The sequence below is a fragment of the Bosea vestrisii genome, from assembly GCF_030144325.1.
Taxonomy (GTDB): domain Bacteria; phylum Pseudomonadota; class Alphaproteobacteria; order Rhizobiales; family Beijerinckiaceae; genus Allobosea; species Allobosea vestrisii_A.
This window is the reverse complement of sequence record NZ_CP126307.1, coordinates 4,452,352-4,468,102: the sequence shown is the minus strand read 5'-3', so window position 1 is coordinate 4,468,102 and position 15,751 is coordinate 4,452,352. Positions and strand designations below refer to the sequence as shown.

13 protein-coding genes and 2 pseudogenes are annotated in these 15,751 nt (G+C 66.3%); 7 read left to right on the top strand and 8 right to left on the bottom strand.

Translation table 11 applies throughout. The annotated features are described in order from the left end of the window. The first annotated feature begins 10 nt into the window (after positions 1-10). The 4 genes from prfA to QO058_RS22000 all read left to right on the top strand — a co-directional run bounded on the left by prfA (position 11) and on the right by QO058_RS22000 (position 3,802). Positions 11-1,096: a peptide chain release factor 1 gene (gene prfA / locus QO058_RS22015; RefSeq protein ID WP_284168364.1), complete on the top strand. Its 1,086-nt coding sequence runs from the start codon at positions 11-13 to the stop codon at positions 1,094-1,096. A 61-nt stretch (positions 1,097-1,157) separates the two neighbouring features. Then, positions 1,158-1,403: a hypothetical protein gene (locus tag QO058_RS22010; RefSeq protein ID WP_284168363.1), complete on the top strand. Its 246-nt coding sequence runs from the start codon at positions 1,158-1,160 to the stop codon at positions 1,401-1,403. Positions 1,404-1,496: 93 nt separating this feature from the next. After that, positions 1,497-2,315 (top strand): peptide chain release factor N(5)-glutamine methyltransferase, encoded by an 819-nt coding sequence (gene prmC, locus QO058_RS22005; protein ID WP_284168362.1) that lies wholly within the window; start codon positions 1,497-1,499, stop codon positions 2,313-2,315. A 392-nt stretch (positions 2,316-2,707) separates the two neighbouring features. Then, entirely contained in the window at positions 2,708-3,802 is a 1,095-nt protein-coding gene (locus QO058_RS22000) for a DUF4167 domain-containing protein (RefSeq protein WP_284168361.1), read from the top strand. A 104-nt stretch (positions 3,803-3,906) separates the two neighbouring features. On the opposite strand, the gene QO058_RS21995 is transcribed toward QO058_RS22000, so the two are convergent. Together QO058_RS21995 and QO058_RS21990 are read right to left on the bottom strand one after the other, a co-directional pair. Further along, complete coding sequence (locus tag QO058_RS21995) at positions 3,907-4,695, bottom strand: MOSC domain-containing protein (protein WP_284168360.1); 789 nt, start codon at positions 4,693-4,695, stop codon at positions 3,907-3,909. Positions 4,696-4,799: 104 nt separating this feature from the next. Next, positions 4,800-5,129, bottom strand: coding sequence for a DUF2293 domain-containing protein (locus QO058_RS21990; protein WP_284168359.1), 330 nt, complete (start codon positions 5,127-5,129; stop codon positions 4,800-4,802). Positions 5,130-5,422: 293 nt separating this feature from the next. On the opposite strand from QO058_RS21990, the pseudogene clpB reads away from it, so the two are divergent. After that, positions 5,423-8,045 (top strand): annotated as a pseudogene (clpB, locus tag QO058_RS21985) (ATP-dependent chaperone ClpB). A 177-nt stretch (positions 8,046-8,222) separates the two neighbouring features. Here the strand turns inward: clpB and QO058_RS31195 are convergent. Beyond that, positions 8,223-8,648 carry a M20/M25/M40 family metallo-hydrolase gene (locus QO058_RS31195; RefSeq protein WP_347975479.1) on the bottom strand — a complete coding sequence of 142 codons (426 nt, stop codon included), beginning with the start codon at positions 8,646-8,648 and terminating at the stop codon, positions 8,223-8,225. A gap of 286 nt (positions 8,649-8,934) precedes the next feature. Continuing rightward, positions 8,935-9,348: pseudogene (locus QO058_RS31190) on the bottom strand (M20/M25/M40 family metallo-hydrolase); the annotation flags it as partial. Positions 9,349-9,642: 294 nt separating this feature from the next. Between QO058_RS31190 and QO058_RS21975 the strand changes: the two are divergent. Beyond that, entirely contained in the window at positions 9,643-11,109 is a 1,467-nt protein-coding gene (locus QO058_RS21975) for a methyl-accepting chemotaxis protein (protein ID WP_284168358.1), read from the top strand. Positions 11,110-11,139: 30 nt separating this feature from the next. On the opposite strand, the gene QO058_RS21970 is transcribed toward QO058_RS21975, so the two are convergent. Together QO058_RS21970 and QO058_RS21965 are read right to left on the bottom strand one after the other, a co-directional pair. Then, positions 11,140-12,330, bottom strand: a complete 1,191-nt coding sequence (locus tag QO058_RS21970) for a pyridoxal-phosphate-dependent aminotransferase family protein (protein ID WP_284168357.1) — start codon at positions 12,328-12,330, stop codon at positions 11,140-11,142. A 106-nt stretch (positions 12,331-12,436) separates the two neighbouring features. After that, complete coding sequence (locus QO058_RS21965) at positions 12,437-13,069, bottom strand: LysE family translocator (RefSeq protein WP_284168356.1); 633 nt, start codon at positions 13,067-13,069, stop codon at positions 12,437-12,439. Between the two features lie 305 nt (positions 13,070-13,374). On the opposite strand from QO058_RS21965, the gene QO058_RS21960 reads away from it, so the two are divergent. Continuing rightward, on the top strand, positions 13,375-13,890 hold the full coding sequence (locus tag QO058_RS21960) for a GNAT family acetyltransferase (RefSeq protein ID WP_284168355.1): 516 nt from the start codon (positions 13,375-13,377) through the stop codon (positions 13,888-13,890). A gap of 104 nt (positions 13,891-13,994) precedes the next feature. On the opposite strand, the gene QO058_RS21955 is transcribed toward QO058_RS21960, so the two are convergent. Together QO058_RS21955 and QO058_RS21950 are read right to left on the bottom strand one after the other, a co-directional pair. After that, positions 13,995-14,510, bottom strand: a complete 516-nt coding sequence (locus tag QO058_RS21955) for a DinB family protein (protein ID WP_284168354.1) — start codon at positions 14,508-14,510, stop codon at positions 13,995-13,997. A gap of 14 nt (positions 14,511-14,524) precedes the next feature. Next, positions 14,525-15,745, bottom strand: coding sequence for an NAD(P)/FAD-dependent oxidoreductase (locus QO058_RS21950; RefSeq protein WP_284168352.1), 1,221 nt, complete (start codon positions 15,743-15,745; stop codon positions 14,525-14,527). Positions 15,746-15,751 lie beyond the last annotated feature (6 nt).

The window sequence follows — 15,751 nt, the reverse complement described above, 5'->3', positions numbered from 1 at the left end:
TTCCCGCATCATGTCGCTCCAGCTTCCGCAAGACCGCCTCGACTCGATCGTCGCCCGCCATGCTGCGGCCAGCGACGCCATCAACCATGCGACCGAGGCGGTACGCGTCGTCGAACTGTCGAAGGAGATCGCCGAGCTCGATCCCGTGGTCGCGGCGATCGCAGCCTGGCGCAAGGCTCAAGGCGGGCTCGAAGAGGCGCTCGCGCTGATCGACGATCCGGCGACCGACGCCGAGATGCGTGATCTCGCCTATGAGGAGCGCGATGCCTCCAGAACCGAGATCGAGACGCGCGCGAGAGAGATCCTGATCGCGCTCCTGCCGAAGGACGCCGCCGACGAGCGCGGCGTCATCCTCGAAATCCGGGCCGGCACCGGCGGCGACGAGGCCTCGCTCTTCGCCGGCGACCTGCTGCGCATGTATCAGCGCTATGCTGCCGGCAAGGGCTGGAGCGTCGATATCCTCACGGAGAGCGAGGGTACGATGGGCGGTTTCAAGGAAGTCGTCGCCGAGATCGCCGGCAAAGGTGTCTATGCCAGGCTCAAATACGAATCCGGCGTGCACCGGGTGCAGCGTGTTCCGGACACCGAGGCGAGCGGGCGCATCCACACTTCGGCTGCGACCGTCGCCATGCTGCCGCTCGCCGGCGAGGTCGACGTCACGCTCGACGAGAAGGACCTGCGCATCGACACGATGCGAGCCCAGGGCGCCGGTGGCCAGCACGTCAACAAGACCGAGTCGGCCGTGCGCCTCACTCATATTCCGACCGGCATCGTCGTCCTTGTTCAGGACGAGCGCTCGCAGCACAAGAACAAGGCACGCGCCTACGACCTGATGCGGGCCAAGCTCTACGACATGGAGCGCAGCCGCGCCGACGCCGAACGCTCGGCCGACCGGCGCTCGCAGGTCGGCTCCGGCGACCGCTCGGAGCGCATCCGCACCTACAACTTCCCGCAGGGGCGGATCACTGACCATCGCATCAACCTGACCCTCTACAAGCTCGACGAGATGATGCAGGGGCTCGTCCTCGACGAGGTCATCGACGCGCTGACGGCGCAGCGCCAGGCCGAGCTGCTCGCCGAGCAGGGCCGCGTGTGAAACCTTCGCCACTCTCGCGCGTTCTGGATGCACCGAATGTTTTCATGGGGAGGATAGAGAGATGAAAGTTCTGTTCAGCGCGATCGCCCTTGCCGCCGCCGTCGCCCTTGCGCCGGTTTCCGTAGGCGCTCAGGAACGGACCGCGAAGAAGGTCCTCAGCGGTCAGCCGGCAACGCTTCACAATGCCAAGACGGAATCGCAGGCGCGGCGCGATTGTCAGCGCCAGTTCCGCGGGGCTAAGGAAAGCAAGTCCGCGCTGCGGATCAAGATGAACGCCTGCGTCCAGGAAGGCATGCAGGGCAACTGACCGGCCGCGTGCCGGCCAAGGATAGACTTGACCGGCACGGACGGACCATCCAGCGAGACCGCGCCCGTTGCCTTCCCAGCAGCGGGCGAAACTGTGTCCGCTGCCAGGGCAGCGCTTGCGCTCGTGCTGAAGCGCGCCGGCATCGTCGACTTCACCTTCGAGGCCCGGATTCTGATCGAGGATCTGGCCGGCAGTGGAGACCGGCTCGACGAGATGACAGCTGCGCGGCTGAATGATGCGCTCAGACGACGACTTGCCGGCGAGTCACTGTGGCGCATCCTCGGCGCGCGCGAATTCTGGGGTCTGGACTTCGCGATCTCCGCCGGAACGCTGGAACCGCGGCCGGACAGTGAGACCCTGATCGAGGCAGCGCTTATCCATTTCGCCGCTCGCCGGCACGAGCCGCTGCGGATGCTCGATCTTGGAACCGGCACAGGCTGCCTGCTGATTGCGACGCTGCGCGAGTTTCCGCAGGCGACCGGGCTCGGCATCGACCTCTCGGCCGACGCGGTCGCGACCGCATCGGCGAATGCCGCCCGCAACGGCGTCGCCGAGCGCGCCACTTTCCGTCAGGGCGACTGGACCGACGGGGTGGAGGAGCGCTTCGATCTCATCCTGTCGAATCCGCCCTACATCGCCAGCGACGAGATCGCCGAGCTCGACAGGAACGTGCGCGAGCACGATCCGCATCTTGCCCTCGACGGCGGGCTCGACGGGCTCACCGCCTATCGCGCGCTCGCCGCAGCGCTGCCGGACCATCTCAAGCCCGGCGGCCATGCCATCCTGGAGATCGGCGCCGGACAGGAGTCCGCAGTCGCCGCACTGATGGAGCAGGCCGGCTTGCGTCACCTTCACTCCCACCGCGATCTCGGCGGCCATATTCGTGCCCTCGTCTTCAGGCATAGCCCTTGAACCGTGCACAGCAAGTTGCGCGAATTTGCTTGGAAGCAGCCGCAAAACCAGCTATGCACGCATGGTCTTGAAGACAGTGTCGACAGCACATGACCTTTGGCTGGGCCCTGCAAAGCAGACCAAGCCTTCGGATCACTGCCAGAATCGACGTTACTGACATAGCGAGACCGAAGACTCCGAATGCGCGGGACAGCCGTTCGGAGGGGGAGCCGGTAAGGCTCCATTGGAAAGAGCGCGTGAAGACCCATATCGGCGCAGAGCCCTTTCAGGTCGGATTTCTTACGCACGGCGTTGCAACCCGCCGCGTGTTACGACGCGCATGACGACCTCAGGTTGTTTTGAATGAACGGAACGCGAGACAGACGCGAATGAGACCAGGTCAGAACCGGCGCATGCGCGGCCGTAGCAACAACAGCAATAGCAACAACAACAATAATAATAGCGGAAACCGTAAGTCTCCCAACCCGCTGCAGCGCAGCTACGAGTCGAACGGTCCGGACGTCAAGGTCCGGGGCACGGCACAGAACGTGGCGGAGAAGTATCTCCAGCTCGCTCGCGATGCGCAGTCTTCCAGCGATCCGGTCGCGGCGGAGAATTATTTCCAGCACGCCGAGCACTATTATCGCATCCTGCTCGCTGCCCAGGAGCAGATGACCCAGCAATTCGGCCACAGCTTCCAGCCGAACCGCGCCTTCGTCGAAGACGCTGATGACGGCGAGGAAGAAGGCGACGAAGAGGCCATCTTCCAGGGCGGCCAGCAGCAGGGCGAGCGCCAGTACAACGGCAACGGCGTGAACGGCCAGGGCGGCCAGCGCCAAGAGGGCCAGGGCGGCCAGGGCCAAGGCGGCCAGGGCCAGGGCGGCCAACGCCAAGAGGGCGAGGACGGCGAAAACGGCCAGAACAACGGCCAACGCTTCGACCGGCCCAACCGCCCTGAGCGCAATTTCGACCGCAACGGCCAGCGCCGCTTCGACCGGAACGACCGCCCGGATCGTAGTGACCGTCCGGACCGCGGCGAGCGGCAGGACCGGGGCGAGCGTCGCTTTGATCGGCCCGAAGGCCAGAGCGGTTCTTATGCTCCGCGCCCCGAGGCTCAGCCCGGTGCCGAGCAACCGGACATCGCGCCGGTCCAGAATCAGGGCGAGCACCGCGTCGAGCGTCAGGAGCGCCAAGAGCGCCAGGATCGTCCGCCGCGCGGCGAGCGTCCTTCGCGCCGTGACCGTGACGAGGCCCGGGTCAGCAAGGCCAACGAGGAGCAGGATGTCGCGGCAGCGCTCCCGGCCTTCCTGACCACGCCGACCCGCGTGCCGATCGCGATCGCAGAGGAGCCCAAGGCTCCGGTGGCCGCAGCAGCCGCTCCGGCGGAAGCAGCAGAGGGCGCGCCCGAAGCCGGCGAGAAGCCCAAGCGCCGGGCGCCCCGGCGGCGTTCGCCGCGCGAGGTGATGGATGCGCTCGGCGGCGATGGTGGCGAGCCCCCGGCCGAGTGATCCCGCCCAGAGCCCGTTCCGATCAGGTTGATTCAACCTGATCGGATCCGGCTCTTGGGACATCAGGATCGTGTAGAGGGGGCCCGAAAGGGCCCTCTCTCTTTTCAGGCGACGCCGAGCGCCGCCGGCTCGCTGGCCTCGACCAGGGTCAGGCGCTCGCCCTCGGCCAGCGCGCCGCCGGCGATGATCCGGCAATAGATGCCGCAATCGACGTGGCCATAGCCCTTCATCAGCGCCTTCGGGATCTGCAGGTCGCGAATCCCCGTGGCCGGATCGACATTGGTCGCGGCGCAGCGCTCGATGCGCTTGATTACCGAGAGGCGCAGGCCCGACGGCGCAGTGAGCTCGCGCCCCACCAGATCGAGCTCGGCCCAGGCCGGCAGATCCTCGACCATGATGTTGCCGCGGAAGCGCAGCGGATCGACCGGCAGGCCGAGCCGAGTCTCGAGATCGGCGACGCTGGCGAGGTTGATGATCGAGACGAAGCCAGAGCGTGAATCGGTGAAGCGATACCCCTCCGGCGCCGCGAGCAGGCGCGGCTCGCCGCGCAACTCATCCGGCATAAAGGCTTTGAAGAAGGCGCCGAGTTTTTCCTGGCCCGTCGCCGCGCCGATCGCGATCCGCGTCTCCGCGCCGTCATGGCCGATGACGAGGTCGCCGCTGCCATCGTCATAGCGGGTGTGCAGGCGCGCCAGCGATTCATTGCGCATCAGCATCAGGTATTTGATCTTCGGCTGATGCACCGGCTCGGCCGGATCGAAGCCGGAGGGACCATTCTCGATGGCGAAGAGGCGGTCGCCGGGGAAATAGCCATCGGTCGGCAACTCGGCCAGACTCAGCCGCTCGGGCGACAGACCCTTGACCGGATAGCGATACAGCGAAGCGACACGCATAGACTCGGCCCTTCCGATTGCGAAGGGGCGGAAAGTGCCATGCCGGACACCACGACGCCACCGCCGCAGCCATCACGGTCGATGAAAGGATTGCATCGATCCGATCAATGCGGCTGCTCTGCGCCCTCTTCCACGTCCTCCTCGGCAATCGAGCGCTGGCAGCCCCAGCTCGAGAGCACGTCATCGATCGCGTCGACGACGAAGAAGCGGGCGGCATCGCGCTCATAGCCTTCGGCGAGCAGACTGTCGTAGTCGGTATGGCTGTGCCGGACATGGCTGCCGAGCGCGAGCCAGAGCGCGGTCGACGGCGGCAGTGCCTTCATCTGCACGCGGCCGGCGAGCGCCAGAACCGCCTCGGCATCGAGCAGCGGAATGCCCGGTGCGAGCGCCCGCAGCGCTTTGCGAATCGCCTGTTGCCGCTTGGTGCCGATCATGCAGCAGGCTGGCCGCGCCCCCTGACGAAGGTCAATGCGAAAGCTGCGTGATCCCCCTTCCGTTGCGCGAAAGCAACACTATCTCTTCAGGCGAAGGGCTGCCCGCGGGAGCCGGATCCGATCAGGCTGACTCAGCCTGATCGGTGAATCCGTCTCCCATCTAAAGATCGAGACCGTTTTCCCGATCGACTTGCGAAGCAAGCCGATCGGGACGGGCTCGAGGGGGCCCTATCCCATGAAAGGCAGCCGGCTCCCGTCGCTTCGGGGCGTGACCGGCGGGCGGAGGCAACTGAATGAACATCGAGAAATATACGGATCGGGCGAAGGGTTTCCTGCAGGCCGCGCAGACGATTGCGATGCGCGAGGGCCATCAGCAGTTCACGCCCGAGCATCTGCTGAAAGCACTGCTCGACGATAGCGAAGGCATGGCTTCCGGCCTGATCGACCGGGCCGGCGGACAGTCGCGGCAGGCTAAACAGCTGGTCGACGCAGGCCTTGCCAAGCTCCCCAAGGTGAGCGGCGCGGGCGCCAACAGCTTACACCTGACGCCCGCGCTGGCGCGCGTCTTCGACACGGCTGAGAAGGCTGCCGACAAGGCCGGCGACTCGTTCGTCACGGTCGAGCGGCTATTGCTCGCGCTGGCGATCGAGAAGGACAACGAGGCCGGCAAGATCCTGGCCAAGGCCGGTGTCACGCCGCAGGGTCTCAACGCCGCGATCGAGGCGATCCGCAAGGGCCGCACCGCCGACTCGGCCTCTGCCGAGCAGGGCTATGATGCGCTGAAGAAGTACGCACGCGATCTCACCGCTGCGGCACGCGACGGCAAGCTCGATCCGGTGATCGGCCGCGACGAGGAAATCCGCCGCACCATCCAGGTGCTGAGCCGGCGTACCAAGAACAATCCCGTGCTGATCGGCGAGCCTGGTGTCGGCAAGACCGCCATTGCCGAAGGCCTCGCACTGCGCATCGTCAATGGCGACGTGCCGGAAAGCCTGAAGGACAAGGAATTGCTGGCCCTCGACATGGGCTCGCTGATCGCCGGCGCGAAATATCGCGGCGAGTTCGAGGAGCGGCTGAAGGCCGTGCTCTCCGAGGTCTCTGCCGCGGCCGGCGGCGTCATCCTGTTCATCGACGAGATGCACACCCTGGTCGGCGCCGGCAAGACCGACGGCGCGATGGATGCATCCAACCTGCTGAAGCCCGCTTTGTCCCGCGGCGAGCTGCACTGCGTCGGCGCGACCACGCTCGACGAGTACCGGAAATATGTCGAGAAGGACGCGGCGCTGGCGCGGCGCTTCCAGCCCGTCTTCGTCGACGAGCCCTCGGTCGAGGATACGATCTCGATCCTGCGCGGCCTGAAGGAGAAGTACGAGCAGCACCACCGCGTGCGCATCACCGACTCGGCTTTGGTCTCAGCCGCGACGCTGTCGAACCGCTACATCACCGACCGCTTCCTGCCCGACAAGGCGATCGACCTCGTCGACGAGGCCTCGGCGCGCCTGCGCATGCAGGTCGACTCCAAGCCCGAGGAACTCGACTCGATCGACCGCGAGATCGTCAGGCTGAAGATCGAGCAGGAGGCGCTGAAGAAGGAGAGCGATGCCGGCTCGAAGGAGCGGCTGAGGCGGCTCGAATCCGAGCTCGCCGAGCTCGAGGCCCGCTCGGCCGTGATCACCGCGACCTGGAAGGCCGAGAAGGACAAGCTCGGTCAGGCGGCGGAGATCAAGACCAGGCTCGACAACGCCCGCAACGAGCTCGCACAGGCCCAGCGCAAGGGCGAGTACCAGCGGGCCGGCGAGCTCGCCTATGGCGAAATCCCGCAGCTCGAGAAGCAACTCTCCGAGATCGAGGCCAAGGGCGATGCGCCCGGCATGGTCGAGGAGGCGGTGACGCCGGACCATGTTGCGCAGGTCGTCAGCCGCTGGACCGGCGTGCCGGTCGACAGGATGCTGGAAGGCGAGAAGGAGAAGCTCCTGCACATGGAGCAAAGTCTCGCCAACCGCGTCGTCGGCCAGGCGGAGGCGGTCGAGGCCGTCTCCAAGGCGGTCAGGCGCGCCCGCGCCGGCCTGCAGGATCCGGAACCGGCCGATCGGCTCGTTCATGTTCCTGGGCCCCACTGGCGTTGGCAAGACCGAGCTGACCAAGGCGCTGGCGTCGTTCCTGTTCGACGACGACACCGCGATGGTCCGGCTCGACATGTCGGAATACATGGAGAAGCACTCGGTCAGCCGGCTGATCGGCGCGCCTCCCGGCTATGTCGGCTACGAGGAAGGCGGCGCGCTGACGGAAGCCGTCCGGCGCCGGCCCTATCAGGTCGTGCTGTTCGACGAGGTCGAGAAGGCGCATCCGGACGTGTTCAACGTCCTGCTGCAGGTGCTCGACGACGGGCGCCTGACCGACGGCCAGGGCCGCACGGTCGACTTCCGCAACGTCTTGATCATCATGACCTCGAACCTCGGTTCGGAGTACCTGGTGAACCAGCCGGAAGGCCAGGACAGCGACGCCGTGCGCGACGAGGTGATGGGCGTGGTGCGCCATGCCTTCCGGCCGGAGTTCCTGAACCGGATCGACGACATCATCCTGTTCCATCGCCTGCGGCGCTCGGACATGGGCGCGATCGTCGACATCCAGATGGCGCGGCTCGCCAAGCTCCTGGTCGACCGCAAGATCACGCTCGATCTCTCGGAGGAGGCCCGCGACTGGCTGGCGGAGAAGGGCTACGACCCCGCCTATGGCGCGCGCCCGCTGAAGCGCGTGATCCAGAAGTCGGTGCAGGACCCGCTGGCGGAGCTGCTGCTCTCGGGCGCGATCCGCGACGGCGAGAGCGTGCCGGTCACGGTCGGCCCTGCGGGATTAATGCTGGGCGAGTTCCCGGCGGGACGCGAAAGCCGGCCTGCCGGGGTGGCGCTGAACTGAGCGTCTGCTAGTTCAAAAAACAAGGGCGCCACGCAAGCGGTGCCCTTTTCTTTTACCGCGTCATTCTCGGGCGAAGCGAAGCGCAGACCCGAGAATCTCGTGACGAGATCGCACCGGTCTGCGCCCTCTCCGGCCTGAGATGCTCGGGTCAAGCCCGAGCATGACGTGGTTCCAGCCTCACTCCATCCTGGCCGCGGTCCGCATCACCGCGAGCGCCAGCGTCTGCGCCGCCGGGACGATGCTCTCGACCTCGAGGAACTCGTCGGGCGTATGCGCCATGCCACCGACCGGGCCGACGCTGCACAGGGTCGGGCAGCCCTGCGCCGCGGTGAAACCGGAATCGGCGCAGCCGCCGGTGTATTCCGCCGTCACGGCGATGCCCAAGCCCGCCGCCGCTTCGCGATAGGTATCGTAAAGCAGCAGTGAATCCGGCGTCTGCTCCAGTGGATAGAACTCGCCCTTGATGATCAGCTTAGCCGACGTGCCCTCGACCACCGGCGTCTCGATGATCTCGCGGATCGCCTCGACCAGCTCTTCGCGCTGCGTCGGCGTCTTGTAGCGCAGGTCGATCTCGCACCAGGCCGACGGCGCGACCGTGTTCACGGTCTGACCGCCGCCGATCAGCCCGACATTGACGGTGACGCCGGCTGTAAGGTCTGTCAGCCCCTGCAGACGCGGGAATCTTGTGGCCGAGATCGACGATGGCGGAGACGCCCTTCTCGTAGTTCGCGCCGGAATGGGCCGCCTTGCCGAGGAATTCGGCCCGCATGAAGACGCCGCCCTTGCGGCCTGATGTGATCGACTGCTTGTGGTCGCGGCCGTACTCCGTACCCGTCGGCAGGCGGCTCGGCTCGGCATTGAAGACGCAGCGGGACTCGCGCGCCGCAGCCTCGATCACCGGGCGAGAGGACGGCGAGGCGATCTCCTCGTCGCTGGTCGTCAGCATCAGCAGCGGCGCCTTCAGGCCGCCATTGGCAGCGAAGGCGGCGGCGACGAAGGCCTCGATGACGAGCCCGGCCTTCATGTCGGCGACCCCCGGCCCATAGGCGCGCCCATCCCGGATAGTGAACGGGCGGCGCGTCGGCTCGCCCTCCGGGAAGACGGTGTCGCGATGGCCGAGCAGCAGGACCGGCCGCTGATCGTTGGCGGTCGGGTTGGGCAGGCGCGCCTTGACCGCGTCGCCATAGCGGGCGTCCGGCACGATCTCGACGGAAAGCCCGTTCGCTTCGTGGAAGCGGGCCAGCACCTGCCCGGCCCGATCGACGCCCGCCTTGTCGTAGGAGCCTGAATCGGTGTCGACCATCTCGCGCAGCAGATCGACCATCGCCTGCTTGCGCTCGCCGAGCCAGGCGAGGACGCGGGCTTCTTCCTGTGTCGTATCGGTCATGATCGGGCTTCCGGCTGGGAGGACTGCCGCGAGCTTAGCCAAGCCCTTCCGGCGCCGATAGGACAAGCGCGCAAGCCCGGCAGACCGCCGGCGCGGTCGTGCGTGCGAGGCCGGTTAAGCGAAAATTCAGCGTGAGAAGACAAACTGCCCGAGGGGGATAGGCTTGCCAGCAGCCATCCCCGGATCGCGCGCTCACAGGCTACCGCCCGCATGCACACGGATTCCGCCGAAATCTATCTGACGCAGCTGCGGCTGCGCGTCGGCGGAGCTTTGATTCTGCTGCTCTGGCTTTTCGCACCGGCGACGATGCTGGCCTCGTTCGCAACCGGCGGCGTCGAGCCGCTGCCACCTTTGCTGCTCACGGTCGGGCTGGCCGCGCTCGCGACCCTGGCCTGGCGGCGCGACCCGACCGGCGTGGCGACGCAGATCATCCTGTCACTGAGCGCCGCCGGCAGCGCCCTCGCCTTCACCTTTGCGCTCAAGGGCCCTGGCTGGCATGAGGCCAGCGATGCGGTGCTGCTGATCATGCTGACGCTCTCTGCCGGCTGGTGTGCCTGGCAGCCGCTCGTCGCTACCACGATCCTGGCACTCGGCCATGCCCCTCTGCTCCGAATGCTCCTGTCCGGGACCAATCTTTCGCTGCGCGACGAGGCATTGTTCCTCGCCTGCATGGTCGCCCAATTGGGTTTGCTGCTCTGGATCACGCGGCAGCAGGCCAGGACGCTCGCGGCAGCGGGCGACATGGCTGCACAGGCGCGCGACGACGCCACCGCCCAGGCCGAGGAACTGCATCAGGCACAATTGCGCGACATGGAGCGCGAAGCCGCCCGCCGCAAGGCGACGAAGGACATCGTCGCCGGCTTCAACACACAGTTCCTCGCCACGCTCGACACGGTGCTGGGAAACATCCGCGATCTGAAGGAACGCGCCGCCTCGCTGAACGAGATCGCCAACATCGCCAATGGCGAAGTCACCGCCGTGGCCTCGACCTCGGAGGAATCCTCGCGCAACGTCTCGGAGGTCGCCACCGCGACGGAGCAGCTCTCGACCGCGATCACGGCGATCGACCGCCAGCTCGCCACCACCCAGGCGCTGGTCGCCGACATGAACGGCAGCGCGCGAACGACTGCCGGTTCGGTCGATCTGCTCGATCAGGCGGTCCAGCGCATCGACGGCATCGTCGCCCTGATCCGGGGCATCGCCGAGCAGACCAATCTCCTGGCGCTCAACGCGACGATCGAGGCGGCCCGCGCCGGGGACGCCGGCAAGGGCTTCGCCGTCGTCGCCAACGAGGTGAAGAGCCTGTCGCACCAGACGGCGATCGCGACGCAGGACATTGCCGGGCAGATCAGCGAGATCAAGCAGGCGACGGCAGGCGTGGTCGAGACCATCGCCAAGCTGACCGCCGGCATGGCCGACATGGATGAGCGGACGCTCTCGATCGCAGGAGCGCTGGAAGAGCAGGGGCAGATGACCCATGTCATCAGCCGCAGCATCGCCGAGGTGGCGACCGGCACCGAATATCTGGCGCAGACCACCAACAACATCCGCGGCTCGGCCAACCAGACCCATGAGGTCGCGACCGCTGTACTCGCCTCGACCACGGCGCTGGAAGGCAAGGCCGAGGAACTCGAGACGGCCATGCATCAGTTCCTGCAGCGTGTCTCGGCGGCTTGAGGCGGTACCCGGCGATCTGCCGCGCTATCCCTAGGCGGCCACTTCGCGCGCATGAGCGCCGAGATAGGCGATCGCAGCCGCGACACCGCCGCTGCCATGTGGGATGCCCTTCGCCTGCAGAGCCATCTCGACGGCGCTCAGGCTGCCCAGCACCATCGGCGCGTTGACATGGCCCATATGGGCGATGCGGAAAGCCTTGCCGGAGAGATCACCAATGGCGATGCCGAGCGTCACACCGCAGACTTGTTGCGCGTAGTCGGTGATCGCAGCCGGGTCGCTGTCGACAAGGATCGTGGTGACCGAGGGCGCACGCTGCGACGGCTCGACGATATTGTAGCTCAGTACCTGGCCCTCGGCCCATTTCGACATGGCGGCGTGGGTCGCCGAAGCCAGCAGAGCGTGGCGTAGCCATACAGCCTCGAGGCCTTCGGCGAAGATCATGTCGAGGGCGGCGCGCAGAGCGAACATCAGATGCTCGGGCGGCGTGCCGCAATGCTTCATGTAGAGCAGCGGGTTCAGGCGCGCGGTCCAGTCCCAATAGGGCGTGCGCATCGTCGCGCGCTGATGTGCGTGCAGGGCCTTTCCGTTCGCGGCGACGAAAGCGAGGCCGGGCGGCGTCATCAGGCCCTTCTGCGAGGCCGACATCGCCACGTCGACACCCCAGGCGTCCATCTCGAACGGCATGCAGCCAATCGAGGCGACGCCATCGACCATGTACAGCGCCGGATGGCCGGCCGCATCGATCGCGCGGCGGATCGCCGGGATATCGTTGAGCACGCCCGAAGCAGTGTCGATCTGGACGGTCAGGACCGCCTTGATCTCATGGCCGGTGTCCCGGCGCAGACGCTCCTCGACCGCAGCCGGATCGACCGCAGCCCGCCAGGAGCCGGCGAGCACCTCGACCTCGGCGCCCATGAACCTTGCGGTCTCGCCCCAGCCGACTGCGAAGCGGCCGCTGGCGAGCACCAGGATCTTGTCGCCGCGCGCGAGGACATTGGTGAGCGCCGCCTCCCAGCCGCCATGGCCGTTGGCGGCGTAGAGGAAGGTCTCGCCGGTGGTGCGGAAGATCGCCTTGAGATCGCCCAGCAGGGTTTCGGTCAGGTCGACGATCGTCTTCGAGGAAAGTTCCTCGGCGGGCCGGATCATCGCCTGCAGCACACGATCGGGAACATTGGTCGGGCCCGGCATCGCGAGCAGGGCCCGGCCATTGGCGACACTCATGGAAAGCTCCTGCCTTATGCGCTGCGGCGAGCGCGACGAGCCACCAGCGGCCCGATAGCGTGCACAAACCCTGCTAACGGTGCAGAAATCGTTGCGGGCGGCCTTGTCAACGACGGGCTTCGGCTGCCATGCGCACGGCAAAGCCCGCGAGCATCGTCGCCATCAGCCAGCGCTGCACCAGCGCCCAGAACGGGCGCGTGCGCAGGAAGACGGCGATGCCGCCCGCGGCGAAGGTGATCAGCGTGTTGACGCTGACGGACACGATGATCTGGATGAAGCCGAGGATGATCGACTGCGCCAGCACGCTGCCGGCCGCGGGGTCGATGAACTGCGGCAGCAGCGCCAGGTAGAACATCGCGATCTTCGGATTGAGCAGGCTGGTGAGGAAGCCCATCGCGAAGAGCTTGCGCGGGCCGTCATGCCTGAGCTCGCGGACATGGAAGGGCGAGCTGGCGCCCGGCCGAACCGCCTGCCAGGCGAGCCAGAGCAGATAGGCGGCGCCGGCGAGCCGCAGCACGTCATAGGCGTAAGGCACCGCAAAGAGCAGCGCGGTGATGCCGAAGGCGGCACAGACAACATAGAAGACGAAGCCGAGCGCGATGCCGCCAAGCGAGATCAGTCCGGAGGCCGGCCCCTGCGAGATCGAACGCGAGATCAGGTAGATCATGTTCGGCCCGGGCGTCAGCACCATGCCGAACGCGAGCAGGATGAAGGCGATCAGATTGGTCGTGTCGATCATGGCGCTCTCCGGCGGCTAGAGCAGGATGCGAAAAAGTGGGAACCGGTTTTTCGCAAGAATCCTGCTCTAACTTTTTGATGAGAGACGGATTCAGATTTCAGATGGAAGCGCAAAGCGATTCCATCTGAAATCTTCCGGCTCTAGGTGCAGGACCATGGCATTGCCGGCGAAACGACCGCAAGACACAGCTCATGACGCCGCTGCATCGCTGCCATCTCCGAGTTGGAACGCCCTGACAGGAGCTGGCGGGAACGAGTAGGCGTCTGCCGGGTTTCATGGCTCACGGTCTCCGGGGGAGTTGCACCATGACCTTGTTCAGTCGCCTGCTCTATTCCGCCATCGCCGGCGTCCTGCTGCTCGCCGCGGTCCTGCTGATGGCGGTCGCGGTCGCGCGCGCCTTCACCGGCTTCTGGACCGGGGACGGCGCGCTCGACACCATGCTCGATGGCATCGGCCTGGTGATCATCGCGGTCGCCGTCGCCGATGTCGGCAAGTTCCTGTTCGAGGAGGAGGTCATCGCCGACCGCGAATTGCGCCGCCCGGCCGAGGCGCGGGGGTCGCTGACCAAGTTCATGACGATCATCATCGTCGCACTCAGCCTGGAATCGCTGGTGCTGATCACCAAGGCGGCGCGCGACAAGCCGGCCGACATCCTGTTCCCCGCCTTGCTGATGCTGGTCGCGGTCGCTGCGTTGGTCGGGCTCGGCCTGTTCCAGAAGCTGAGCCAGCATGCGACGGCGGCGATCCCCGACGATGTCGGGGACGACGAGGATGAAGACGAGAAACCCAAGCGCCACAGAGCGAAAGCTGTGGGTGAGTGAAATCCGTCATGCTCGGGCTTGATCCGAGCATCTCAGGCCGCTCCAATCAGTGCCTTGGCGTCATGAGATTCTCAGGTCTGCGCTGCGCTCCGCCCGAGAAGACGTCACCTTTTCTCACCCCGCAACTCCACCAGCACCAGATCAGTATCGTCGGGCTTCATCCCGGCAGCCGTCAGCATGGCATGGACCTGGCCGCGATGATGGGTCTGGTGGTTGAAGAAGTGCATGACGGCCAGGGCCTTGGGCTTGGAGAACTCGCGATGGGAGACGCCCGAAACCCAGGTCAGATCGCCGGCGAGCCAGCCCGGCGGGAGCTTGCCGGCCCAATCCTCGATGAGTGCATCGGTCGTCTGTCGCTCAGCCAGGAGGTCCGGCCACTCCGCGATCATTCGAGAGGATTCACTGCCGGGGACGGGCGGCTTCGGGGTGCCCGCGAAGCGGGAGAGCCAGATCTGGTCGGCCCATAGAATATGGCAGAACGTGCCGTGGATCGAGCCGAAGAAGGCGCCGCGATCCTGCCGCCGCACCTCATCGCTCAAGGCCGCGGCCGCATCGTAAAGGCTGCGGTTCTGCCAGCGATTATAGTGCGCCATGGTCGTGACATAGGCCGTATCGATCATGACGCGCACTCCCTTCAGATGATGTTCGCCTCGCGCAGGGGCTGCCCGGCGACGATGCGCTCATGGCCGAGATCGGACAGGTCGAGCGTCAGATAGCGTCCGGAGACGATGTGCTCGGCGAGGCCGCGGCCGACCGCCGGCGATTGCTGCAAGCCGTGGCCGGAGAAGCCGTTGGCCAGATAGAGGTTCGGCACGCCGACCGCCGGGCCGAGGATGGCATTGCCGTCGAGGCTGTTCATGTCATAGGGGCCGGCCCAGGCGCGGCCGGGCTTGATCGCCTCGAAGACGGGAACCCGATGGGCGAGCGGCGCCCAGACATATTCCTCGAAGAAGGACCAGTCGACGTCCTCGACATCGGCATCGGTCTCGACCCATTCGCGATCGAGCTCGGCCGGCGGCGACGAGCCGCAGATGAACATCTGCCCGTCATTGCCGCGCTTGCCCTCGGGGCGGACATAGGCGCCGGAGGTGTCGATCAGCAGCGGGCAGTTGTCGACCTCGCCCTTGCAGGTGAAGCTGTAGACATAGCGCTTCATCGACCTGACCGGGATGTCGACGCCGGCGGTCGCGGCAAGCCTCGCGCCATGCGTGCCGGAGGCGTTGACCGCGGCGGCGCAGGCGATGCGGCTGCCATCGGCCAATTCCACCCCGGTGACGCGGCTGCCCTCGACCACGTAACCGACAACCTCGCCTTGGCGATATTCGACACCGAGCGAGCGCGCCTTCTTGCGGAAGGCCTGCAGCAGGGCCCAGCCATCGAACCAGCCCTCGCCGCTGACGCCATAGGTGCCGCAGGCGAGATCCGACGTATTTAGCCAGCTGAATTTGCTGCGCAGCATTTCTGCAGCATAAAGCGCGACGTCGGCGCCTTCCTGCTGTTGAAGGCTTTGATTCTGCTCGAGGATCTTATGCCCCTCGTCGCTGGCGACGTAGAGGTAGCCACCCTCGTGCAGATCGATCGACGGCGCCTCACCATCGACTGAAAGGTGCCGGCCGATGTTGCGCAAAAAATCGATGCCGAAGAGCGAGACGCGGATGTTCACCGCGCTGGAGAATTGCTGGCGGATCGAGGCGGCCGACAGCGCCGAGGCCGAGAGTCGGTAGGTCGGATCCTTCTCGACGACGATGACCTTGCCCTTGAAGCCGGGATCGCTGGCGAGGTGGTAAGCGACAGAGGAGCCGATCGCGGCGCCCCCTACGATGACGATGTCGGCCGAGCCTGAAACGGAAGACATGAGTGA